Origin of the sequence: Luteimonas sp. TWI382 (genome assembly GCF_039674545.1) — a bacterium.
Classification (GTDB): Bacteria; Pseudomonadota; Gammaproteobacteria; order Xanthomonadales; family Xanthomonadaceae; genus Luteimonas.
Window position 1 is genome coordinate 145716 of record NZ_JBDJNS010000005.1, and the last position, 22413, is coordinate 168128.

Annotated in this window: 16 protein-coding genes and 7 tRNA genes; 13 read left to right on the forward strand and 10 right to left on the reverse strand. The window is 69.7% G+C overall.

Annotated features, from left to right (window positions below; all coding sequences use genetic code 11):
- Positions 1-13 precede the first annotated feature (13 nt).
- Positions 14-1645 (reverse strand): FMN-binding glutamate synthase family protein, encoded by a 1632-nt coding sequence (locus ABE505_RS05295; RefSeq protein WP_346442349.1) that lies wholly within the window; start codon positions 1643-1645, stop codon positions 14-16.
- Between the two features lie 503 nt (positions 1646-2148).
- Here ABE505_RS05295 and ABE505_RS05300 point away from each other — a divergent pair.
- The 10 genes from ABE505_RS05300 to ABE505_RS05345 all read left to right on the forward strand — a co-directional run bounded on the left by ABE505_RS05300 (position 2149) and on the right by ABE505_RS05345 (position 9225).
- Positions 2149-2520, forward strand: coding sequence for a hypothetical protein (locus ABE505_RS05300; protein WP_346442350.1), 372 nt, complete (start codon positions 2149-2151; stop codon positions 2518-2520).
- 187 nt (positions 2521-2707) lie between these two features.
- Entirely contained in the window at positions 2708-3511 is an 804-nt protein-coding gene (gene kdsB, locus ABE505_RS05305) for a 3-deoxy-manno-octulosonate cytidylyltransferase (RefSeq protein ID WP_346442351.1), read from the forward strand.
- A gap of 73 nt (positions 3512-3584) precedes the next feature.
- Positions 3585-5012: a hypothetical protein gene (locus tag ABE505_RS05310; protein ID WP_346442352.1), complete on the forward strand. Its 1428-nt coding sequence runs from the start codon at positions 3585-3587 to the stop codon at positions 5010-5012.
- Positions 5009-6892 carry an excinuclease ABC subunit UvrC gene (uvrC, locus tag ABE505_RS05315; RefSeq protein WP_346442353.1) on the forward strand — a complete coding sequence of 628 codons (1884 nt, stop codon included), beginning with the start codon at positions 5009-5011 and terminating at the stop codon, positions 6890-6892. Before ABE505_RS05310 ends, uvrC begins: the two co-directional genes overlap by 4 nt.
- 16 nt (positions 6893-6908) lie before the next feature.
- Positions 6909-7508 carry a CDP-diacylglycerol--glycerol-3-phosphate 3-phosphatidyltransferase gene (pgsA, locus tag ABE505_RS05320; protein WP_346442354.1) on the forward strand — a complete coding sequence of 200 codons (600 nt, stop codon included), beginning with the start codon at positions 6909-6911 and terminating at the stop codon, positions 7506-7508.
- A 36-nt stretch (positions 7509-7544) separates the two neighbouring features.
- Positions 7545-7620, forward strand: a tRNA-Gly gene (locus ABE505_RS05325).
- Between the two features lie 80 nt (positions 7621-7700).
- Positions 7701-7774, forward strand: a tRNA-Cys gene (locus ABE505_RS05330).
- 45 nt (positions 7775-7819) lie between these two features.
- Positions 7820-7895, forward strand: a tRNA-Gly gene (locus ABE505_RS05335).
- 117 nt (positions 7896-8012) lie between these two features.
- A tRNA-Leu gene (locus tag ABE505_RS05340) sits at positions 8013-8099 on the forward strand.
- Between the two features lie 145 nt (positions 8100-8244).
- Positions 8245-9225 carry a GGDEF domain-containing protein gene (locus ABE505_RS05345; protein ID WP_346442355.1) on the forward strand — a complete coding sequence of 327 codons (981 nt, stop codon included), beginning with the start codon at positions 8245-8247 and terminating at the stop codon, positions 9223-9225.
- A 30-nt stretch (positions 9226-9255) separates the two neighbouring features.
- Here ABE505_RS05345 and arsC read toward each other — a convergent pair whose 3' ends face one another.
- From arsC to ABE505_RS05370, 5 genes are all read right to left on the reverse strand, one after another.
- Positions 9256-9612 carry an arsenate reductase (glutaredoxin) gene (gene arsC / locus ABE505_RS05350; RefSeq protein ID WP_346442356.1) on the reverse strand — a complete coding sequence of 119 codons (357 nt, stop codon included), beginning with the start codon at positions 9610-9612 and terminating at the stop codon, positions 9256-9258.
- A complete protein-coding gene (locus tag ABE505_RS05355; protein ID WP_346442357.1) occupies positions 9609-10910 on the reverse strand; it encodes a cation:dicarboxylase symporter family transporter in 1302 nt (433 codons plus the stop codon). Before ABE505_RS05355 ends, arsC begins: the two co-directional genes overlap by 4 nt.
- 67 nt (positions 10911-10977) lie before the next feature.
- Positions 10978-11457, reverse strand: coding sequence for a GNAT family N-acetyltransferase (locus ABE505_RS05360; RefSeq protein ID WP_346442358.1), 480 nt, complete (start codon positions 11455-11457; stop codon positions 10978-10980).
- A gap of 55 nt (positions 11458-11512) precedes the next feature.
- The gene (locus ABE505_RS05365; RefSeq protein WP_346442359.1) at positions 11513-12613 is read right to left on the reverse strand and encodes a dipeptide epimerase; all 1101 of its coding nucleotides are present in this window, start codon (positions 12611-12613) and stop codon (positions 11513-11515) included.
- Between the two features lie 23 nt (positions 12614-12636).
- Positions 12637-14064 carry an SH3 domain-containing protein gene (locus ABE505_RS05370; RefSeq protein WP_346442360.1) on the reverse strand — a complete coding sequence of 476 codons (1428 nt, stop codon included), beginning with the start codon at positions 14062-14064 and terminating at the stop codon, positions 12637-12639.
- A gap of 235 nt (positions 14065-14299) precedes the next feature.
- On the opposite strand from ABE505_RS05370, the gene ABE505_RS05375 reads away from it, so the two are divergent.
- Together ABE505_RS05375 and ABE505_RS05380 are read left to right on the forward strand one after the other, a co-directional pair.
- A complete protein-coding gene (locus tag ABE505_RS05375) occupies positions 14300-17083 on the forward strand; it encodes a TonB-dependent receptor (protein WP_346442361.1) in 2784 nt (927 codons plus the stop codon).
- Positions 17084-17086: 3 nt separating this feature from the next.
- Entirely contained in the window at positions 17087-18658 is a 1572-nt protein-coding gene (locus ABE505_RS05380) for a serine hydrolase domain-containing protein (protein ID WP_346442362.1), read from the forward strand.
- A gap of 198 nt (positions 18659-18856) precedes the next feature.
- On the opposite strand, the gene ABE505_RS05385 is transcribed toward ABE505_RS05380, so the two are convergent.
- The 4 genes from ABE505_RS05385 to ABE505_RS05400 form a co-directional block, all read right to left on the reverse strand.
- Positions 18857-18933: transfer RNA gene (locus ABE505_RS05385), tRNA-Asp, on the reverse strand.
- Positions 18934-19498: 565 nt separating this feature from the next.
- Positions 19499-19575, reverse strand: a tRNA-Asp gene (locus tag ABE505_RS05390).
- 19 nt (positions 19576-19594) lie between these two features.
- Positions 19595-19669: transfer RNA gene (locus ABE505_RS05395), tRNA-Val, on the reverse strand.
- Between the two features lie 20 nt (positions 19670-19689).
- Entirely contained in the window at positions 19690-19968 is a 279-nt protein-coding gene (locus tag ABE505_RS05400; RefSeq protein ID WP_047136197.1) for an HU family DNA-binding protein, read from the reverse strand.
- A gap of 247 nt (positions 19969-20215) precedes the next feature.
- Here ABE505_RS05400 and ABE505_RS05405 point away from each other — a divergent pair, with 247 nt between their 5' ends.
- Positions 20216-22195 (forward strand): SurA N-terminal domain-containing protein, encoded by a 1980-nt coding sequence (locus ABE505_RS05405; protein WP_346442400.1) that lies wholly within the window; start codon positions 20216-20218, stop codon positions 22193-22195.
- The last annotated feature ends 218 nt before the right edge of the window (positions 22196-22413 follow it).

A 22413-nucleotide genomic window follows, 5' to 3' on the forward strand; every position in this document is an offset into this window, starting at 1 on the left:
GCCGCAGCGCCGGTCAGGAGGCGCGCTTGACCGCGGCCATCGCGCGCGCGCGCTCGGGCGGCGCGAAGCTGTCGGCGCGCGCCACCGGCCAGAACGTCCGGAACACCGCGTGCTCGGGCACGCCGGTCAGCAATTCGCCGGGCTCCAGGAACCGGTAGAGCGCGGCCAGCGAGCGGACCTCGGTCGGCGTGACCCGGCGCAGGATGTGCTCCGGCCCGATCTGCATCGGGTGCTCGAGCCCGGCCGCGCCGAGCATGTCGCGCAGCCCGCGCAAGGTGTTCTGGTGGAAATGGAACACGCGTTCGGCCTTGTCGGGCACGTCGAGCAGGCGCCAGCGACGCGGGTCCTGGGTCGCCACGCCGGTCGGGCAGCGGTCGTTGTGGCAACTGCGCGACTGGATGCAGCCGAGCGCGAACATGAAGCCGCGGCCGGCATTGCACCAGTCCGCGCCCATCGCCAGTTGCCGGGCGATGTCGAAGCCGCTGGTGATCTTGCCCGCCGCGGCGACCCGGATGCGTTCGCGCAGCCCGATGCCCACCAGGGTGTTGTGCACCAGCATCAGGGCCTCCTGCAGCGGCAGGCCGACGTGGTTGATGAACTCCGACGGCGCGGCGCCGGTGCCGCCTTCGGCACCGTCGACGACGATGAAGTCGGGCAGGATGCCGCTTTCGAGCATCGCCTTGGCGATGCCGAACCATTCCCAGGGATGGCCGATCGCCAGCTTGAAGCCCACTGGCTTGCCGTCCGACAGCGTCCGCAGCCGCGCGACGAAGTCCAGCAGTCCGCGCGGGGTGGAAAACGTCGAATGCGCCGCCGGCGATTCGCAATCGATCCCGACCGGGATACCGCGGGTCTGGGCGATCTCGGGCGTGACCTTGGCGCCGGGCAGCAGCCCGCCGTGTCCCGGCTTGGCGCCTTGCGAGAGCTTGATCTCGATCATCTTGACCTGCGCCTCGGCGGCGTGCCGGGCGAAGCGCGCCTCGTTGAAGCGGCCCTGCTCGTCGCGGCAGCCGAAGTAGCCCGAGCCGATCTCCCAGACCAGATCGCCGCCGTGCTCGCGGTGGTAAGGCGAGATCGCGCCTTCGCCGGTGTCGTGATAGAAGCCGCCGCGCTGCGCCCCCAGGTTCAACGCCCGGATCGCATTGGCCGACAGCGAACCGAAGCTCATCGCCGAGATGTTGAACACGCTGGCGGCGTAGGGCTGCGCGCTTTCCTCGCCGACCGGGATGCGGAAATCGTGCGATGGGGCGTGCGCGGGTACCAGCGAGTGGTTGATCCATTCGTACTGCGTGCCGTACATCGGCAACTCGCTGCCGAACGGCACCACGTCGCTGACGTTCTTGGCGCGCTGATAGACCAACGCGCGCTGCTGGCGCGAGAACGGCACTTCGTCCTGGTCGTCCTCGATGAAGTACTGGCGGATCTCGGGTCGGAAGGACTCCAGGCCGTAGCGGAAATGCGCGGTCAGCGGATAGAGCCGGCGTAACGTCGCCCGGCGCTGCAGCAGGTCCAGCGTGCCCAGGCACGCCAGCGCGAGGAACACCGCCGCCGCGACCGCCCAACCGCCCGAACGCAAGGTCCATGCGCAGACCAGTGCGACGATCGTCATCAGGACCGAGACGCCATATGTCAGGTAACGAATCATCCGACTCCTTCGTGCGGCCCGGCCGATGCCGATCCCGATGCGGATAGCCATGGTAGGAGAGGGCGCGACCGGCCGGCCACCCCGGATCTGAACGGTTCGCCGACCCGGCGATGACTTCACGGCGGATTGGCGTCGCCTTGCCTAGGCTGACGCCACATTCCCAGAACGTTTCGACCCCCAATGCACCGCGCCGTCCCCCAAGCCCAGCATCAGGTCATCCTCGCCGAACTGGCGCGCGCGACCCGGGCCGGACATCCGGATGCGGATTGGCATGAAGTCGAGCCGATGATGCGTCAGGTCTGGGAGTCGGCCACGCGCGGCGCGAGCTGGGAACAGGTGCGGCCGCAGGCCGCCACGCATTGGCGGTCGGGCGATCAGTATCCGTGTCCGGCGTTGGTGCTGGCACCGCCGGTGCGCAAGTCCGGTCTCGCTGCTTGTGTCGAGGGGGGCGGACGCGGTCTGGTTCGGCCCGCGTCATCCTTGTCCCGACAGGCGCCACGGCCATGAGGCCCGCACGTGCCGTCTGGCGGATCCTCATCCTGCCGTCGTATGTCCTGATTGCCGGTGCAGTGTTTGCATTCGCGCTCGCCCGCACGCAGGGTTCGATCATCGGGGCGATGGCTGGGCTTGCGCCGTGGGCGTTGGCGGTCTCGGTGATGCTGGCCGTCGCGCTGGCTGTAGGCGGGCTTGTCCGCTGGCGTCGGCGACTGGCGACGATGCGCCGCGCGGTGCGGCATGCCCGCGTCCGTGCCGCGGAAGGCCGCCGCCGTTCGTCCGCGCGCGCGCTGTGGGCGCAGATGCGTGGCGCACCTGCTGACGCCGCCGTAGTCGACGAGCAGGAACCGGACGCGCAGGCAGCGGGAATCCGCTCCTGAGCCAGTACGGCGGTCCTGTCGTGCGTCATCGCGGCCCATACCGGCGCACCTGTGCCGCTCCCATCCGGGGCGGCAACCGACAGGCGCGCAACCTGTGACGCGCACCGCGCGGCGGGCTCGGCGACGAGGTCGCGCACACCCCTAGAACCACCGCGTCGTACATCGGCCGCCATGCGAGAATCGCGCCATGGACGTCCCCGCTGATTTCATTGTCGCCATTCCGGCCCGCTATGCCTCGACCCGTCTGCCCGGCAAGCCGCTGCAGCCGCTGGGCGATGCCCCGCTGGTGCTGCACGTGGCCCAGCGTGCACTCGAGGCCGGCGCTGCCGAAGTGTGGGTGGCCACCGACGATGTCCGGGTCCGCGATGCGCTGGCCGGTACACCCGTCCACGTGGCGATGACCTCGTCCGCGCATCTCTCCGGCACCGATCGGCTGGCCGAATGCGCGGCGCTTGCAGGCTGGGCAGACGAGCGGGTGGTCGTGAACCTGCAGGGCGATGAGCCGTTCGCGCCGGCCGCCGGCATCCGTGCGGTCGCGGCACTCGCGGCGCAGCCGCAGGTCGCGCTGGCCACGCTGGCCGCCCCGATCGACGATGTCCAGACGCTGCTCGACCCGAACGCGGTCAAGGTCGTACTCGGCGCGGGCGGCGATGCGCTCTATTTCAGCCGGGCGCCGGTGCCGTGGCCGCGCGATGCGTTCGCCCGCGACCGCGCGACGATGCCGGCCGGCGAGTGGTGGCGGCATATCGGAATCTACGGTTATCGCGCCGGTTTCCTGCGCCGGTTCGCCGTGATGGCGCCCGGGCGCCTGGAACAGATCGAAATGCTCGAGCAGTTGCGCGTGATCGAAGCCGGGCTTCGGGTCGCGGTCGGCCCGACCCCTGCACCGTTCCCGCCGGGCGTCGACACCCCCGAGGATCTGGCGCGGGCCCAGGCGCGGTTGTCGGGTGCCGATGCCGGGCGTGGCACCGGCTCCGGCGCGCCTGCCTGAACGCGTTCGGCGGCCTGCGCTGACCGAAGTGCTCTCGACAGGGCGCCGCGGCGGGATCCCGCATAATTGCGTCATGAACGACGCTGTCGCAGCGCCCGAATTCCCGGCCGGCCTGGCCTGGCTGAACCTGCGCGACCCGCTGCGCATGGCGCAGCTGCGCGGGCGGGTCTGCGCGCTGGCGTTCGTCAATCTGAGCTCGGCCTGGTGCCAGCAACGGCTCGCCGATCTCGGCCACCTGCGCGCGCGCCATCGCGAGCGCCTGCAGGTGGTCGTCGTCCACGTCCCGCGTTTCGATGCCGAACGCGACGCCAGGCGCAGTGCGCACCGCGTCGACCTGCAGCAGTACGACTTCCCGGTCGCGCATGACGGCGACTGGACGGCCTGGCAGCACTTCGGGCTCGATGCCTGGCCGACGGTCCTGTTGATCGATGGCGAAGGGCGGGTGCGCGAGCGCATCGTCGGCGAAAACGGCATCCGCGACCTCGATGCGCGGATCGGCATGTTGGTCGAGGGCCTGACCCCGCAACCGCTTGCCGGCGATCCGATCCGCTTGCGCCGGGACAGCGAGTCGGCGCTACCGCTGCGGTTCCCGGCAGGGCTGGCGGTGTCGGGCGATCTGCTCTATATCGCCGACTGCGGCCATCACCGCGTGCTCGAATGCGATGCCCGCGGGCGCATCCTGCGCCAGTTCGGCAGCGGACGCGCCGGCTTCATCGACGGCCCGATGGAACTGGCCGCGGTGACCCGGCCGCACGGGCTGTGTCTGGCGCGCGGCGCGCTCTATGTCGCCGACACCGGCAACCATGCCGTGCGCCGGATCGACCTGCGCAGCGGCGACGTCTCCACAGTGTGCGGTGCCGGCCGACCCGGCGTCACCGTGCCCGGATCGCTGGCCGACCCGCGCGCGGTCGCGCTCGACCAGCCGCGTGCCGTCGTGTTGTCGGGCGACCGGTTGTATGTCGCGACCGCCGGCGACAACCGCATCTGGCAGCTCGACCTGGGCCAGACCCGGATTGCGCCGCTGTGCGGCAGTGGCGCGCTCGGCACGCGCGACGGTGTGGGCGCGCAGGCCGCATTCGCCGAGCCGGTGGCACTGGCGTGCGTGCAGCACACGCTCTACGTCTGCGATGCCGCGGGCTCGGCGATCCGCAGTGTGCACCTGCCGACCGGGCAGGTCGCCACGCTGGTCGGCGGCGGACCGTGGCAATTTGGGGCCGTCGACGGCGCGCGCGACGATGCGCAGTTGCAGGCGCCCCAGGCGTTGGCACTCGATCCCGAGGCGCCGGTGCTGTGGATCGCCGACAGCGGCAACGACACCTTGCGCCAGCTGCGTCTGGGCGGCGGCGCGCTGTCGACGCTCGCGTTGCCCCAGCGCCTGCATGGGCCCGCGGCCTTGGCCGTCGGGAACGGGCGGCTGTGGATCGCCGACACCGATGCCCATGCCGTGCTGCGGCTGGACCCGACCACCGGCGCGCTGCGCCGCGTCCCGGTGGGCGAATGACCGGCACGACGAAAGCGCGCGGCGCGCGGCCGACATTCGACGGCAAGGCCTTCGTTGCAGGCCTGAGCACTGCACCGGGCGTCTATCGCATGATCGCGGCCGACGATGCGGTGCTGTACGTCGGCAAGGCCGCGGACCTGCGCAAACGCGTGGCGAGCTACTTCAACGCCACGCCCAAGGCGACGCGGACGATGGCGATGATCGCGCAGATCGCGCGCATGGAAGTCACCGTCACCCGCACCGAGGCCGAGGCGCTGCTGCTGGAAAACCAGCTGATCAAGTCGCTCAAGCCGCGCTACAACGTCTCGCTGCGCGACGACAAGAGCTATCCCTACGTGCTGGTCACCCGCGATACCTGGCCGCGGATCGCGGTCCATCGCGGCCCGCGCAATGTGCCCGGACGCTACTTCGGGCCGTACCCGGGCGTGACCGCGGTGCGCGAAACGCTGAACCTGATGCAGAAGCTGTTCAAGCTGCGCAACTGCGAGGACAGCGTGTTCCGCAACCGCTCGCGGCCCTGCCTGCAGCACCAGATCGGCCGCTGCACCGCGCCGTGCGTCGGGCTGGTGTCCGAGCGCGAGTACGCCGACGCGGTGCGGCGCGCGTCGATGTTCCTAGAAGGTCGCAGCGATGCGCTGACCGACGAGGTCACGCGCGACATGGAAGCGGCGGCCGAACGCCTGGATTTCGAAGAGGCCGCGCGCTTGCGCGACCTGCTGGGCAACATGCGCGGCATGCAGGCGCGCCAGTACGTCGACGGCAAGGTCGCCGAGCTCGACGTGCTCGCCTGCGCGATGCGCGGCACCCATGCCTGCGTGCTGCTGTTGTCGTTCCGCGATGGCCGCAACCTGGGCACGCGGGCGTTCCACCCGCGCACCAACGGCAGCGAGGACCCGGCCGAGGTGCTCGCCGCGTTCGTGTCCCAGCACTATGCCGAGCAGGTGCCGCCGCGCGAGATCGTGCTCGATCGCGCGATCGAGGATGTCGCTTTGCTCGAGCAGGCGTTCAGCGAGGCGGCCGGACGCCGGGTGCAGCTCAAGTGCAACGTGCGCGGCGACCGGGCGCGCTACGTCGACCTGGCGCGGCGCAATGCCGAGATCGCGCTGGCCAGCGAGCTCGGCAGCCAGGCCGCGCAGCAGGCGCGCGCCGACTCGCTGCGTCAGATGCTGGGCCTGGCCGAGCCGGCGCAGCGCATCGAGTGCTTCGACATCAGCCATACGATGGGCGAGGCCACCGTGGCCTCGTGCGTGGTGTTCGATGCGCAAGGGCCGGTGCGCAGCCAGTACCGGCGCTACAACATTGCCGGCATCGAACCGGGCGACGACTACGCGGCGATGCACCAGGCGCTCACCCGGCGCTTCCGCAAGGTGGCCGAGGAGGGCGGCGTGATGCCCGACGTGCTGCTGATCGACGGCGGCGCCGGCCAGGTCGCCCAGGCGCGCGCGGTGCTCGACGGCTACGGCATCACCGGCATCTGTCTGGTCGGCGTGGCCAAGGGCGAGGCGCGCAAGCCGGGCGACGAGACCTTGCTGTTGCCCGCCACCGACGGGCAGCCGGCCCGCGAACTCAAGCCCGGCGCCGCCTCGCCCGGCTTGCAACTGGTGCAGCAGGTGCGCGACGAGGCCCACCGCTTCGCGATCACCGGCCATCGCGGCCGACGCCAGAAGGCGCGCAACACCAGCCGGCTGGAAGACATCCCGGGCATCGGCCCGCGGCGCCGTGCGAACCTGCTCAAGCATTTCGGTGGACTCGGCGGCCTCAAGGCGGCCGGTGCCGAGCAGATCGCGCAGGTCGAGGGCGTCAATGCAGCGCTCGCGCAGCGCATCTATGCGACCCTACACGGGCTCGATGCCGGCGCATCGGGTGCCGGCCAGGACTGATTGCCACGAGTTTGCGATGAAATTGACGATTCCCACCTGGCTCACACTGCTGCGGATCCTGATGATCCCGGTGCTGGTGCTGGTGTTCTACCTGCCGTTCAAATGGACCAACTTCGCCGCCGCGTTCGTGTTCGGGCTGGCGGCGGTCACCGACTGGCTCGACGGCTGGATCGCGCGTCGCTATGGCCTGTCCTCTGCGTTCGGCGCGTTTCTCGACCCGGTCGCCGACAAGTTGATGGTCGCCGTGGCGCTGTTTCTGATCGTGCAGGGGCACCCGTCGCCGTGGATGGCGATCTGGGCGGCGGTGATCGTCGGGCGCGAGATCGCCGTGTCGGCGCTGCGCGAGTGGATGGCCGAATTGGGGCAGCGGGCGACGGTCAAGGTCGCGGCGATCGGCAAGATCAAGACGATCGCGCAGATGGTCGCGCTGCTGTGCCTGCTGTACTCGGTCACGCCCGAGCGGCCGGTACCGCCGCCACCGTGGCTGGGGCGCGAGATCTTCGTCGTCGGCGACTGGCTGCTGGCGCTCGCCGCGCTGCTCACGCTGTGGTCGGGGCTGGCGTATCTGCGCGCGGCCTGGCCGATCATGCGCGCCGCCGAACGCAACAAGTATTGACACCCTGCCGGCGAACGGTAGAATTTCGCCTCCCAAGCGGGAATAGCTCAGTTGGTAGAGCACGACCTTGCCAAGGTCGGGGTCGCGAGTTCGAGTCTCGTTTCCCGCTCCAGTTTCAAACGCGAAACCCCGGGTGGTACGCGGGGTTTCGTTTTGTCGGCAGGATCCTCCGGATCCCGGCGACGGGTCACCGGCCTGGTGGCAGAGTGGTTATGCAGCGGATTGCAAATCCGTGTACGCCGGTTCGATTCCGACCCAGGCCTCCAGCCGGCGCACCACACAGGTCGCAGGCAGGGTACAATTGAAGTCATGCGGGAATAGCTCAGTTGGTAGAGCACGACCTTGCCAAGGTCGGGGTCGCGAGTTCGAGTCTCGTTTCCCGCTCCAGTTCGATGAACAACCCCGCGCAAGCGGGGTTTTTCGTCTGTGCGACACGTGACGTCGCCGGCCTGCCGGGGTTCGGGTTTCAATTCCCCGGGCGCTCAGGCACGCTTGGCGCCGCATGCCCGGATGGCGAAACTGGTAGACGCACCGGACTTAAAATCCGTTGGCCGCAAGGCCGTGCCGGTTCGATTCCGGCTCTGGGCACCATCGCAAGCCCTGCGGGCGGCGGCCGCGTGGACCCGCGGCGTGCCCGCGCATCGTGTCATTCCCCCTTCACCCGGCGGGCTCTAGATTCCCTGTCGACGCTCACTGGGGATCGAGGCGCATCGCGACCGCGGATGCGATGCAACGTATGGCCGTCTCCAGAGTCCGCGACGATTTCCAACTCGCGATCGTCTCCTTGCTCGGGCTGACGACGCTGTTGACGCTGTCGGGCTTCATGCTCTGGCGCTGCCTGCGTGGGGAATGGACGCTGGCTGCGTTCGACGCACTGGTGATCGTGGTGATCGCCTTGATCGTCGGGCGCGCCTGGCGCACGGGCCGGACCAATGCGGCCGGCGGGTTGATGGCGATTCTGAACTCCGGCTTCTGCCTCACCGCCTGCGTGCTGATCGGCGATGCCGCCAGCGGCTGGGTGTACGTGGTGCTGATGACCAACTTCTACATTGCGCGGACCGAGATCGCCGCGTGGTGCGGGGCGCTGCTGATCGTGGGCGCGACGACGCTGCTGATCGTGCCCGATGCCAGTCTGGGACGGTGGGCGACCGTCATCACCTGGTCGCTGGTGTATGCGTTCTCGTTCGCGTTCTCGCGCCGCCTGCGCGACTACAGCGACTCGCTGGAGCGTCGGGCCATGCTCGACCCGTTGACCCGGCTGCCCAACCGCGGCGCGATGGAAGCGCATCTGCGCAGCCTCGTGGACGATCGCCGGCAGCCCGGGATCGGCCTGCTGGTCCTGGACCTCGACCGCTTCAAGGCGGTCAACGACACCTTCGGCCATGCGGTCGGCGATGCGGTGCTGGTCGAACTGGGCACGATCCTGCGCGACACGCTGCGCGAGGGCGATGCCGTCTACCGATTCGGCGGCGAGGAGTTCGTCCTCGTGCTGCCCGCAGACGACGATGCGGGGTTGACGGCCGCGGCCGAGCGCGTGCGGGTCGAGGTCGAGCGGCGCCTGCGCAGTCCCGCCGGCCCCATCACGGTGTCGATCGGTGGCGCCATGCTCGCCGCCGAGCAGGACTGGCAGGATTGGTTCGGGCGGGCCGATACCGCGCTGTACCTTGCCAAGCGCGCAGGGCGCAACCGCACGCATATCGCCAAAGGGCTGGACTGACGCGGTGTCGCCTCGCCCGGCGCTGCGGCGTCAGGGCAGCAGGTCGAGCAGGCGCTCGGTGGGGCGACCGACGACCGCGCGCGTGCCGTGCAGCAGGATCGGGCGTTCGATCAGGCGCGGATGCGCCGCCATCGCCGCGATGATCGCGTCGTCATCGAGCGCCGGGTCGGCCAGGCCCAACTCGCCATAGACCGCCTCACCGGTGCGCAGCAGCGCCCGGGGTGCGAGGTCCAGGCGCTGGAGCAGGTCGCGCAGCGCCGCGGCATCGGGCGGGGTCTCCAGATAGAGCACCACCTGCGGCGCGATGCCGCGCGCCTGCAACAGCTCGAGCGCGGCACGCGATTTCGAGCAGCGGGGGTTGTGATAGAGGACGAAGGAATCGGTCATGTCGGGGGAGCTTCGGGATCGGAGGCGGAGGGAGGCACGCCGCTGCGTCGTGCGACCACGCCGGTCGCGGTGACGTCGGCGGTGGTGTTGGTGACGGTCGCAAACGCATCGGGCAGGGTGTCGACCGCCAGCAGCACACCCAGTGGTTCGACCGGCAGGCCGACAGCCTGGGTGACCGGCAGGTTGTTGGTCATGAAGCTGACCTGACCGGGCAGGCCGACCGAGCCCATGCTGATCACGATGGCCAGTGCGACCGCGATCGCCAACTGGCCGGCGCCCAGCTCGATCCCGTAGATCCAGGCGATGAAGCTGACCACGCTCAGATACTGGACCGGGCTGGCGATGCGGAACAGCGACACGGCCATCGGCAGCACCAGCGAGGTTACCGCGAGCGGATAGCCCAGGCGGCTGCGCGCGCTGTCGACCATCACCGGCAACGCGGCCAGCGACGACTGGGTGCTCGCCGCGATCGCCTGCACCGGCAGCAGCGCTGCGGCAAAGCGCGCCGGACGCTCGCCGGCGACGACGACGGCGATGAGGTACATCAACAGCGTGATCGCCACATACAGCACGCATTGCAGCGCGATGTAGGTGCCCAGCGCGGTGAACACGCCCAGCCCGACATGCGCGCACACCGACAGCACCAGCGCGAACACGCCCAAGGGCGCGGCGACCAGCACCCAGCGCACGACCACGATCATGGCATCGGCGATCGTGCGCACCAGGTCGAGCATGCGTTCGCGACGCGCGGCCTCCAGGCGGGTCAGCGCGAAGCCGAAGAACATCGAGAACACCACCAGCGGCAGCATCGCGCTGGCGGCCGCCGCGGCGATCGCATTGCTGGGGATCAGGCTGGTGATCCACAGTCCGAACGCTGGCGCCTGCGGCAGTACGTCCGGCGCGCCGATCGCGGCGCGAAACAGCGCGGTCTGGGTCTCGTCGCGCGGCACCAGCGACAGCAGCGCGGGCGCGGCGAGTGCGGCGAACGTCGCTGACAGCGCCAGCATCACCACGAAGGTGGTCATCGCCAGGCGCGCGGTGCGTCCGGAGGCCGCGGCATCGGACGCGGCGTTCACGCCGACGACCACGAGCGCTGCGACCAGCGGGACCACGGTCATCTGCAGTGCGTGCAGCCACAGTGTGCCGATCGGCTGGACGATGTCGGCGGTGCGCACCGCCATCGCCGGGTCCCAGGCGGCCAGCAACAGGCCGATGACGGCGCCGGCCAGCAGCGCGAGCAGCACGCGCGCGGGCATCGACAGGCGGAAGCGAGCGGGCGCGGACGGGCTGGGCGTCATCGGTCGGGTCGGCAGCGGCGGACCCGGCGAGCATGCCATGCCGGCGGCCGCCTGCGATGCAGGGCGGTCATCGCGCCGCAGGGGCGTCCAGTGACAGCGTCAGCATGTCCCGATGGCCGTCGACGAAGCCTGCGCGCAGATACAGCGCCTTGGCGCGCGGGTTGTGGTGATGCACCTCCAGCCGCAGCATCGCCACGCCCCAGGCGCGGCTGCGTTCGGCTGCCAGGGTCAGCGCCTGCGCCCCCAGGCCGCGGCCGCGCGCCTGCGGCGCGACATAGAGCTCGTCGAGCAGCGCGAACGCGCCGCCCTGTTCGAGGCTGAAGCCCCGGGTCAGCACCAGATAGCCGTCCTCGCCGGCATCGCCGAGCAGCAACACCACGCCGTGCGCGGGGTCGGCCAGCAGCGCATCGAGCCCGGCACCGACGCGGACCGGGTCAAACACCAAGCGGTCCTCCGCATAGAACGCACGCATCATCGCCAGCACATGTGCGCGATCGGCGGCGGTAGCGTCGCGCGCAAGCGGCGCCGGATCGACAGGAAGCACCATCGGACAACTCCAGACAACGACAGACGCCCCATTGTCGCCCGTGGGCGAACGAGCGTCAGGCGGGAAGCGGGGCGAGATCGCGGATCGACACGATGCCAAGGCCCGGTGCCTCGCTGATGCGGATGGTCGGCCCGTCGAAATGGACGCCACCCTCGACCGGGTCGTACGCGCACAACGACGGACCATCGAGATCGACCTTGGTGATCGCGTCGGCCTTGGCAACCGCCAGGTGCACGGCCGCGGCGACACTGATGCTGCTCTCGAGCATGCAGCCGATCATGCAGTCGATGCCGTGCAGGGCGGCGATGTCGGCCAGCCGGATCGCGTTCGACAGGCCACCGGTCTTCATCAGCTTGATGTTGACGATGTCGGCCGCGCGCATGCGGATCAAGTCGATCAGCTCGAGCGGGCCGAACACGCTTTCGTCGGCCATGACCGGCACGGCGACCCGATCGGTGACGAACTTCAGGCCGTGTAGGTCGTGCGCCGGGACCGGTTGCTCGAGCAGTTCGGGATGGATACCGGCCGCCTCGAGCCGGCGCATCGTCTGCACGGCCTGCTTGGGCGTCCAGCCCTGGTTGGCATCGAGCCGCAGCGTGGCGCGGCCGTCGACCGCAGCATGGACCGCGCGGACGCGGTCCAGGTCCAGCGCGGTGTCCTGGCCGACCTTGACCTTCAGCGAGCGAAAGCCGCGTGCGAGCGCGGCCTGCGCGTCGGCGACCATCGTGTCGACATCGCCGACACTGATCGTGAGGTCGGTCGCGAGCACCGGCTCGCCGCCACCGCCGAGGATGCGGTACAGCGGCGCGCCGTGCAGCTGCGCGAACAGGTCGTAGAGCGCGATCTCGACCGCGGCCTTGGCGCTGGTGTTGCGCAGCAGCGCGGTCTGTACCAGGCGCACGAGGCGGTTGAGATCCCCGACCTCCCGGCCGACCAGGCGCGGTGCGATGACCTGGGCGATCGCCGCGACGATCGCGCCGTGCGTGTCGCCGGTGATCACCGCGGTCGCGGCGGCCTCGCCGTGGCCGACGTGACCGGTATCGGTGTGGATCGTGACGACGATGTCCTCGACCCGCTCGACCGTGCGCAGCGCGGTCTTGAACGGCGTTCGGAGCGGCACGCGCAGCATGCTCAGGCGAATGTCGGTGATCTTCATGGCGACAGGTCCGGGCAGGGCGTTCAGCGCACGCGCTGGATGCTGGTGATGCGGTCGATCGTCGCCTCGCCGTCGCTGCCCAGCAACGGCAGCAGCGGGGTCACCACCACGCCATTGAGCGCCAGCCGCGCGAGCGCGCCGTCGGCGCCGCGCAGCGAGGTGCCGGCGGTGTCGTGGATCACATAGGGATCGCCGTCGACATGGCCGATGACCATCATCACGTGGCCCGGGATGAACACCAGATCGCCGACATCGGTCTGTCGCAGCAGGCGCAGGCGCGCCTCGCGCGACATCGCCGGCGCGAAGGCGATCCGGTCCAGCGCCGGGCTGGTGCCCTGTGCGCTGGTGTTGCGCGGCAGCAGGATCCCGAGGCTGCGGTAGACCTCCGAGACGAAGCCGCTGCAGTCGCGCGCGTTGTACGAATGCCCCCAGCCGTAGCGCTCGCCGAGGAACTTGAACGCCTGACGGATCAGCTGGGCGCGGGTGAACGCGAGCGCGTCGTCGGCGACGTCAGCCGCCTGCGGCAGCATCGCAGGCGCGAACGCCAGGCCGCCGGTCGCGGTGCGCACCGGCAGCTCCACGACGCGGCCGTACCACGGAATCTGGCCATTGAGCACGCGATCGCCGGGCCAGTCGAGGGCGGGCACGCGCACGCCCATCTCCAACTGCACATCGGAGACCTCGGGCGCTTGCGGCGTGTAGACGGTCCGCGCGGTCGCGCCGGTCACGATCGGCCCGTGCGCTGCACGCGCGACGTAGTCGGCGACCGCGTCGCGTGTGCCCAGTGCGACCTGCGTGGCGTCGATCCAGGCCGCGTAGCGCTCGCTGACGACGAAGTACCAGGCGCCGTCTCGGCTCGCGTGCACCACCGCGACCGGCGCGCCTGGAAACAGGGCGTCTTCCTGGAACCGGTCGATGTCGGTGTCCTCGGGGCGGCTGAACACCCGTGTGCGGGTCGGGAACGCACGCAGGTCCGCGCGGCGCACGACCAGACCGAAACGGGGCGACGGCGCGGCGGGCAGGGCCGCCAGGTCGACATCGGCGCGCAGACGGGCGAGCGCCGCTGCATCCAGCACGCGGCCATCGAGCGTGTAGCGCGGCTGCGCGGGGCGCGTCGACACCGCCTCGATCCAGCCGGCGACGGTGGCGCGGTCGAGCGTGTCGAGCAATGCGAGCACGTCGTGGATCGAGGGATCGACGCGCCGCATCGCGGCGTTTTGGGTCGCGATCGCGGCGCGATCGAGCAGGCGCGCATCGGGCGCGTCGAGCCGGTCGATCCAGTACTGCGGATCGAGCTGCGCGCGTGTCATTCCGGGAATCGCCGGCGGCGTCGCCGATGCGCTCGCCGCCAGCAGCGAGGCCAGCAGCGCGCCGGCCATACATCGCCAGGGACGGCGGCGCCCGGGCGAGGCGCCGCGTCGCGTCCGCATCGTGGCCGTTGTCGTCTGCATCGCAGCTCCTGCATGGCGGCCGCACGGGCCGCGGGGACGCATTCGAGCATAGGTGTTTTGGCGCAGCGGACAAGCCGGCCGACGCGATTGACAAGGCTCGGGGTGCGGTGTAATCACAATGGCATCGTGTCGCGCGCATGGGGAGCGGGCACACACATGGCAGGCCGGCATCGATGCGCGATGGCGCGTGTGGCCGCCGGCTGTGCCCGTCACGCCATCGCCAGGGGAACGCCGCATGCCCGTATCGTCCAGACATCTGTGCTCGAGCCGTTGTCCGCTCGCCATCGCGTTGTTGGCGGCCATCGCGATGCCGGCCGCGGCGCAGTCGACCGATGCCCACGTCAACACGCTCGACCAGGTCCAGGTGACCGGCTCGCGCATCGCGCGCACGCAAGTCGAGGGGCCGGCGCCGGTGACCGTGATCACGGCCGAGGAGATCCAGAAGCAGGGGTTCAGCACGGTCTGGGAGTCGCTGGGCACGCTGACCCAGTTCACCGGCAACACGCTCAACGAATCCGATCAGACTGGCAACGCGCCCAACGGCCAGTTCATGAATCTGCGCGGCCTGGGGCCGGGCTACCAGCTGATCCTGCTCAACGGCCAGCGTCTGGCCGACTATCCGCAGCCCTACGGCTCGAGCGGTACCGCGGTGAGCCTGGGCAGCATTCCGGCCGCGGCGATCGAGCGTATCGAAGTCATGAGTGGCGGCGCGTCGGCGATCTACGGCTCGGATGCGGTGGCCGGCGTGGTCAACATCATCACCCGCGAGAACTTCAGTGGCGACACCGTGCGCCTGCGCGGCGGCACGACATCCGGCGGCGGTGGCGACACCGGCCAACTGCAGTGGAGCGGCGGCCGCAGCGGCGACCGCTGGAGCCTGACCTACGCATTCGAGCGACTGGATCGCGAAGAGATCGTCGCCGCGCAACGCGACCTGACCTATCTTGCGCACCCGCAGTACCGCACGAACCCCGAGCGTCCGACCGCATCGATCTCGGGCGTGTACTTCCTCGCCGGTTCCAACTATCTGTGGCGCGGCGACAACGGCGTGCTGTCCCCCAGCTACGACGCGATGGTGCAGGCGTGCGCGGCAACCAATCCGAGCTTCGTGCCGTTCCATTCGGCGACCAGCGCACCGCTGCCCAATCGCTGCGGCGCACTGGATTACTACAACGCCCGCTCGATCCAGAACGCCTACGGCAAGACGTCGGCCTACCTGTCGGGCAGCGTCGACTTCAGCGAATCGGTGACTGGCTACGCCCAGGTGCTGGGCAGCCGCTCGCAGGACAAGAGCTCCAGCCAGACGCACTATTACATCGGCGAAACCCCGTTCACGGTGCAGGATCCGACGCGGGGGCTGGTGACCGCGCAGCGGATCTTCCTGCCCGACGAGGTCGGCGGGGTGAAGCGGATCGAGTACGACGAGCGCGCCTGGAACCTCAATGCCGGCGTGCGCGGCACGGCGTTCGGCGGCCGCTTCGATTGGGACGTGGGTTTCACTTCGTCGCGCTTCGAGATCGAAACCAGGCGGCCGCGCTTTCTGACCCGCGCGGTGCGCGATTACTACATGGGGCCGATCCAGGGCTATACCGCCAATGGCACCGAGATCCGCGAGTTCCTCGTCGACCGGCTGTTCGCACCCGGCACGCCCGAGCTCTACGACCAGCTGACCACGACCGTCGTCAGTTCCGGCACGTCGAAATCCGACCAGGCGCAGTTGGTCTTCAGCGGTCCGCTGTTTGACCTGCCGGCCGGCCCCTTGCAGATGGCCGCAGTCGTCGAGGCTGCGCGGCAGGAGTACACGCTGACGCCGGACCCGCGCACGACCGTCGACTACACCGGCCCGGATCGCGTCTACAACCTGACCAGCACGCCCGGCGGCGGCCCGCGCAATCGCTACGCCGCCGGTCTCGAATTCCGCGTGCCGGTCTTCTCCAAGCTCGAAGCCACGCTGGCCGGCCGCTACGACAAGTACGACGACATCACCTCGGTCGACGATGCGATCACCTGGCAGGCGGGCCTGGAATGGCGTCCCTTCACCACGCTGCTGCTGCGCGGCGCCCACGCGACGAGCTTCCGCGCGCCCGATCTGCTGTGGATCTACGCGGGCACGACCGGCTCCAATCCTTTTGTCGACGACGAGTATCTGTGCCGTGCCAACGGCATCGCCGCCGAAACGCCCGCGTGTACCTCGGCCTACAACTACCAGACCTACATGACCCAATCCTCCAATCCCCTGCTGCAGGAGGAGGAGGGCAAGTCGACGACGCTCGGCGTGGTGTGGGACGCGCTGCCGAACCTGTCGATCGGCGTCGACTGGTACCGGATCGAGCTCGAGGGTCGCGTCCAGGCGCTGTCCAATAGCTACTACCTCGAACAGGAAGCGAACTGCCGGCTCGGTGTCGACCGCGCCGGCAATGCGGTCGATACGACCTCGCAGGCGTGCCAGTTCTACGCCGGGGCGGTCGAGCGCACGGTCTCCGATCTCAATCCCGAAGGCCGCATTACCCGCTTTGCGACCTATCCGATCAATGCTTCGCTGATGCGCACCGAAGGGCTCGATGCGACCTTGCGCTGGGCGCAGGACCTCGGCCGCTGGGGCGATCTGGGCGTGCAATTGGGCTACACGCATGTGCTCGCGTTCGAGGTCGCGCAGTTCGGCGACGAGGCGCCGCGCGACGTCCGCAGCACGGTCGAGTACAACGCCTTCCGCAGCCGCGCCAACTGGCGCGCCAACTGGGCGGTCGGCGACTGGACCACGAGCCTCTACGGCTACCGCTGGGGCGGGCGCCCCAACTACAACGGCACGCTGCGCCCCGGCCGCACACCGGCCTATGTGATCTGGAACGCCGACGTGTCGCGTCGCATCACCGACCACGTCACGCTCGGCGTGAGCGTACTGAACCTGCTCGACGAGACGCCGCCGCGCGACGATTCCCACACTGCGTGGCCGTACTTCGCCAGTTCCTACAGTGCGATCGGTCGCCAGGTGTTCGCCAACATCACGTTCGATTTCTGAGGCATGCGCGCCACTTGCCTGGCCTGGACGCTGGCGGGCTGGCTGGTCGCCGGCCTGCCCGCAGTCGCCGCCACCCCCGTCGCGCCTGCGCGCCTGGCGGCGCTGGTCGACGCTGCGGCCGAGCGCTACGCGCTGCCCGGCATCGCGGTCGGCGTGGTCGTCGATGGCGAGGTCGTGCTGCGGCATACGCGCGGCGAACTGCGTGCGGGCGAGGGCGAGGCGGTCGATCCCGCGACGCTGTTCAAGATCGCCTCCAACAGCAAGGCGATGACCGCTGCCGTGCTCGCTCGGCTGGTCGATGCCGGGCAGCTGCGCTGGGACGATCCGGTGGTGCGGTACCTGCCGCAGTTCCGCATGTACGACGACTGGGTCACGCGCGAGATGCAGGTCCGCGACTTGCTGATCCACAACAGCGGCCTGGGCCCGGGCGCCGGCGACTTGATGCTGTGGCCGTCGCCGAACGCCTTCACCCGCTCCCAGGTGATCGAAGGGCTGCGCCACCTGCGGCCGCGCTGGAGTTTCCGGTCACGCTACGCCTACGACAACACGCTCTACATCGTCGCTGGCGAAGTCGCGGCTGCGGCGGGCGGCGCCCCATACGACACGCTGGTGCGCCGCGAGGTCTTCGAGCCGCTCGGCATGCACCGTTGCCAGGCCGGCGCCTGGCAGCGCGATGCGGTCGGCAACGTCGCCCAGCCGCACGCCCGCTTCGATGGCCGCAATACGGTCGTGCGTGGGGACGAGGCGACGATTCCCGACGAACCGATGATGGCGGCCGGCGGCTTGCGCTGCAGTCTCGACGACATGCTGCGATGGGCGCAGGCCTGGCTCGACCCGGACGCCGGGACGCCCGGCCAGCCCTGGCTGTCGGCTGCGCAGCGCGAGGCCGCTTGGACCGCGCAGATGCCGATGCCGCTGACTGCGCGCATGCGCGCCTGGGACCGCAGCCATTTCTCGGCCTACGGCTACGGCTGGCGGTTGACCGATGTCGACGGCACCGCGAAGGTGTCGCACACCGGCACGCTGGCGGGCATGGTGTCCTCGCTGGTGCTGCTGCCCGAGCAGCGCGTGGGCATCGTGGTGTTGATCAACGGCGATGCCGATCCCGCGCGCACGGTGCTCACCCAGGCGCTGGTCAAGCAGTTCGTCGCCACCGACGGTGGTCCGCACGACATCGACGCCTATGCCGGACGGCTGGAGGCGGAGCGCGGCACGACAGCGCATGCCGCACTGCCGGACGCCCACGATGCGGTCGCCGTCTCGGCCGCGGTCGCCGCCTCGCTTGCCGGTCGTTACCGCGATCCCTGGTTTGGTGACGTGGCGTTGTGTCCGCGCGACGGAGGCCTGCGCTGGATCGCGGCGCGTTCGCCCAAACTCGATGGCGATGTCGTCGCCGTCGATGGTGGGCTGCAGGTGCGCTGGCGCGCGCCCGATGTCGACGTCGATGCCTGGCTGTGGCCCACGCCAGCGGCTGGCCGCACGGTCTCGCTGCAAATGGCCAAGGTCGATCCGGACGCGGATTTCAGCTACGACTTCGAAGACCTGGCACTGACGCGCGTCGGCGACTGCGACTGAGCGATGCAGCGTCGCCGTTGGCGGCGATGGCGCATCTGCGCGGCCCCGCGTGCCTGGGAGATGCGTGCGATGTGCGTTGCTCCTTCCCTTCGCGTGCGGGGCATTGCGCTCGTTACGGATGGAAGGTTGGGCTGGGGCAGGGCGGCTGCGTGCAGAACGAAAAAACCCCTGCATTGCTGCAGAGGTTTTTCGTAACACTGGCGGAGCGGACGGGACTCGAACCCGCGACCTCCGGCGTGACAGGCCAGCATTCTAACCAGCTGAACTACCGCTCCGAGCCGCGAGATTCTACGCGAATTCGCCCGTTTGGGAAGGGGGTGCGCGATTTTTTTTCATCTCGCCTTCGTCGGTGCGTGCGCTCCCCGAATCGGCGCGTTCGCGAGGCGCGCGATCTGCATCGGTCGACGTGCGTGGCTGCGTGGTGTGTCGCCGGATCGCTACGTGGGGACGACCAGCGACATGCGATGCGCGATGTCACTGCACGCGTGGATCGTCGGCCCGCGTGTCGAGGTCGCCACAGTGACGGGGGCGCTACACCGGCACGCGCATCGAGAGTGACGTCATGCGAGTGCACGTCTCGAGCTGCCACAGCGCGAAAAGCCCGCGCCCCCACCCGACGCCTCCGGCGTCGACCTCCGCCCGCAAGCGGGGGAGGTGGTGCGCTGCTCGACGACTGCGTCCTCTGATCGAACCGCAAAAAGCCCTCCCCCGCATGCGGGGGAGGGTTGGGTGGGGGGCAGGGCTCGCGACGTAGGACTCGACGCCCATGTTCAACAGCGCGCCACACCCGCACCCACATGCAAAAAAAAACCCCGCCAGAGCGGGGTTTTTTTCAACCAGTGGCGGAGCGGACGGGACTCGAACCCGCGACCTCCGGCGTGACAGGCCAGCATTCTAACCAGCTGAACTACCGCTCCACATTGGAAACCTGTTGCTTGGTGGGTGCTGAGGGTTTCGAACCCCCGACCCTCTCCTTGTAAGGGAGACGCTCTACCGCTGAGCTAAGCACCCATGCGGAACAGCCGAGCCGCTTACTTTACCGCATCCTTGAGCGCCTTGCCAGCCTTGAATGCCGGGACGGTCGAGGCGGGGATCTGGATCGTTTCCTTGGTCTGCGGGTTCAGGCCGGTGCGCGCGGCGCGCGGACGGGCGACGAACGAACCGAAGCCGACGAAGTTCACCGCGTCGCCGTTCTTCAGCGCTTCGGTGATGGTGTCGAGCAGCGCGTCGACCGCACGGCCAGCGTCGGCGCGGGACAGACCGGCCTTCTCGGCGACGGAAGCCAGGACATCGTTCTTGCTAAGGGCCATCAGTGAATTCCTCTTTTAATTATTCGACGTTGAGCGTCTGGACGCTGAGCCGGCATGCACGGCGCCGCCGGCCGGGCGGCGCCGGTCGGACGCGCATGGTACGCCATCCCCCGGTCGATTACGACCTTGCGGGTCCGGGCCTGAATGGCTGCCCGACGAGGCTGCCGCGAGCGCTTGGCGGCGCGGTCCTGCGCGGGTCCGTGCTTGCGGGTAAACTGCCCGGCTCGCCCATCCCGTGCCCCGACTCATGCTGCAAGCGCTTCGAGAAAAGACCAGTGGTTGGATCGCCATCGCCATCGTCGCATTGCTGGCGGTGCCGTTCGCGTTCTTCGGGATGGAGCACTACCTGTTCCAGAACAATGCCGACTATGCGGCCAAGGTCGAGGCGCCGCCGACCTGGTGGCGCTCGGCGCCCGATATGTGGCTGGTGCGCAAGCTGGTATGGACCTCGACCGAGGTCACGCCCGAGGAGTTCCGCCAGACGTTCGACTCGGTCCGTGAGCAGCGCCGTCAGGCCGAAGGCGAGAACTTCGACGCGCGCGCGTTCGAGACCTTGGACAGCAAGCGCGAAGTGCTCGAGCAGTTGATCGACCGCGCGGTGCTGGGCCTGGCCGCCGAGCGCGCCGACATCGTCGTCGGCGATGCGCAGGTGCGCGAGATCATCGCGTCGATCCCCGCATTCCAGGTCGATGGCCGTTTCGATGCGCAGCGCTACCAGATGACGTTGCAGTCCGGGCAGCCGCCGCGCACCCCGGCCGAGTTCCAAGCCTCGATCCGCCTCGACCTGCAGCGTGCGCTGGTGCCGCAGGCGATCGCCGAATCGGCGTTCGTGACGCCGTCGGAAGCCGAACGCATGATGCGTCTGCTCGACGAGCGTCGCGACGTCGCCTTCGTGGTCGTGCCGCCGCCGGCGGCCGATGCGGCGCCGGTCGCCGATGCGGATCTGCAGGCGTGGTTCGAGAAGAACGCCGGCCGCTACCGCGATCCGGAAAAGGTCGCGCTGGAATACATCGAAGTCGTGGCCCAGCCGCAGGCCGGTGGCGGCGACGTCGACGAAGCCGAGGCGCGCGCGCATTTCGAGCAGGTCAAGTCGCGGTTCGCGACCACCGAGCGTCGCCTCGCCTCGCATATTCTGGTCGAAGTGCCGGCCGATGCCGATGCGGCCACGCAGCAGGCGGCGCAGAAAGAAGCCGCGGACCTCGCCGCGAAGGCGGCTCAGCCGGGCGCCGACTTCGCCGCGCTGGCACGTGCGCATTCCGACGACCCGGGCTCGCGCGACAACGGCGGCGATCTGGGCTGGGTCGAGAAGGGCATGATGACCGGTCCGTTCGAGGACGCGCTGTTCGGCATGCAGGCCGGCGCGGTCAGCCAGCCGGTGAAGACCGACTTCGGTTGGCACGTGTTGCAGTTGCGCGAGATCGAGGCCGGCAAGCCGGTTGCGTTTGAGGATGTGCGCGAGGAGATGGAGCGCGAAGTGCGCGACGGCGAAGGCGCGCGTGCCTACAACGAGCAGATCGGCCGGATCGTCGACGAGATCAACCGCCACCCGATGTCGCTCGAGCAGGCTGCGGCCGCGGGGCAGGTCGAGGTGCGCACGCTCGCGCCGTTCGCGCGTGGTGCCGGCACCGGCATCGCCGCGAACCGAGCGGTGGAGCAGGCGGCGTTCTCCGAAGCGCTGACCCAGGACGGCACGGTCAGCGACCCGATCGAGATCGCGCCCAACCACACCGTCTTCATTCGCGTGACCGCACACACCCCCGAGCGCGCGTTGACGCTCGACGAGGTCCGCGAGCGCGTGACCGCCGAAGTCCGCGCCGATCGCACGCGCCAGCGCGCCGAGCAGGCCGCCGATGCGATGGTCGCCGAGCTGAAGGCCGGCAAGACCCTGCAGGCGGTGGCGCAGGCGCACGGACTGGAGCCGGAGTCGGTGCCGGGTATCCCGCGCGGCGCGCCGGTGCCCGACCCGGCGTCGAACACGGCGTACTTCCAGACGATGCCGCCTGCCGAGGGCAAGACTGCGCCGGGTCGCACGCTGCGGCCTGACGGCAGCGCCGTGGTGTTCGTGGTCGAGCGCGTGGTGCCGGGCGATCCGACACAGGCGCCGCCGCAGCAGCAGGCGATGCTCAAGCAGCAGCTCGGCGCATTGCTCGGCAACGAGGATGCCGACGTGCTGCAGCGCGCCCTGCGCCGGCAGATGAAGATCACGGTCAACGAAGAGCGGCTCTGACGCCGTCCTTCGGGGCCGGCGGCGCGTGCGCCGCCGAGGCCTCCTGGATCCAGCGAAAAACGCCCGGCGATGCCGGGCGTTTTGGTATGCGCGTCGCAAGCTCACGCGGGCGCGCCTGTGCATTGCGATGCCGTCAGTGCACAGTGCAGACGGCGTCCGGCGGGCAGGCGGTTGCTCGATACGGAGTGGGGCGCCCGTTCGCGCAGCCGCGGAAACGT

Excerpts from the sequence above, each read along its gene's own strand:
- ABE505_RS05295 (WP_346442349.1), bottom strand. The coding sequence starts at position 1,645 with ATGATTCGTTACCTGACATATGGCGTCTCGGTCCTGATGACGATCGTC.
- ABE505_RS05300 (WP_346442350.1), top strand. The coding sequence starts at position 2,149 with ATGAGGCCCGCACGTGCCGTCTGGCGGATCCTCATCCTGCCGTCGTAT.
- kdsB (WP_346442351.1), top strand. The coding sequence starts at position 2,708 with ATGGACGTCCCCGCTGATTTCATTGTCGCCATTCCGGCCCGCTATGCC.
- ABE505_RS05310 (WP_346442352.1), top strand. The coding sequence starts at position 3,585 with ATGAACGACGCTGTCGCAGCGCCCGAATTCCCGGCCGGCCTGGCCTGG.
- uvrC (WP_346442353.1), top strand. The coding sequence starts at position 5,009 with ATGACCGGCACGACGAAAGCGCGCGGCGCGCGGCCGACATTCGACGGC.
- pgsA (WP_346442354.1), top strand. The coding sequence starts at position 6,909 with ATGAAATTGACGATTCCCACCTGGCTCACACTGCTGCGGATCCTGATG.
- ABE505_RS05345 (WP_346442355.1), top strand. The coding sequence starts at position 8,245 with ATGGCCGTCTCCAGAGTCCGCGACGATTTCCAACTCGCGATCGTCTCC.
- arsC (WP_346442356.1), bottom strand. The coding sequence starts at position 9,612 with ATGACCGATTCCTTCGTCCTCTATCACAACCCCCGCTGCTCGAAATCG.
- ABE505_RS05355 (WP_346442357.1), bottom strand. The coding sequence starts at position 10,910 with ATGACGCCCAGCCCGTCCGCGCCCGCTCGCTTCCGCCTGTCGATGCCC.
- ABE505_RS05360 (WP_346442358.1), bottom strand. The coding sequence starts at position 11,457 with ATGGTGCTTCCTGTCGATCCGGCGCCGCTTGCGCGCGACGCTACCGCC.
- ABE505_RS05365 (WP_346442359.1), bottom strand. The coding sequence starts at position 12,613 with ATGAAGATCACCGACATTCGCCTGAGCATGCTGCGCGTGCCGCTCCGA.
- ABE505_RS05370 (WP_346442360.1), bottom strand. The coding sequence starts at position 14,064 with ATGCAGACGACAACGGCCACGATGCGGACGCGACGCGGCGCCTCGCCC.
- ABE505_RS05375 (WP_346442361.1), top strand. The coding sequence starts at position 14,300 with ATGCCCGTATCGTCCAGACATCTGTGCTCGAGCCGTTGTCCGCTCGCC.
- ABE505_RS05380 (WP_346442362.1), top strand. The coding sequence starts at position 17,087 with ATGCGCGCCACTTGCCTGGCCTGGACGCTGGCGGGCTGGCTGGTCGCC.
- ABE505_RS05400 (WP_047136197.1), bottom strand. The coding sequence starts at position 19,968 with ATGGCCCTTAGCAAGAACGATGTCCTGGCTTCCGTCGCCGAGAAGGCC.
- ABE505_RS05405 (WP_346442400.1), top strand. The coding sequence starts at position 20,216 with ATGCTGCAAGCGCTTCGAGAAAAGACCAGTGGTTGGATCGCCATCGCC.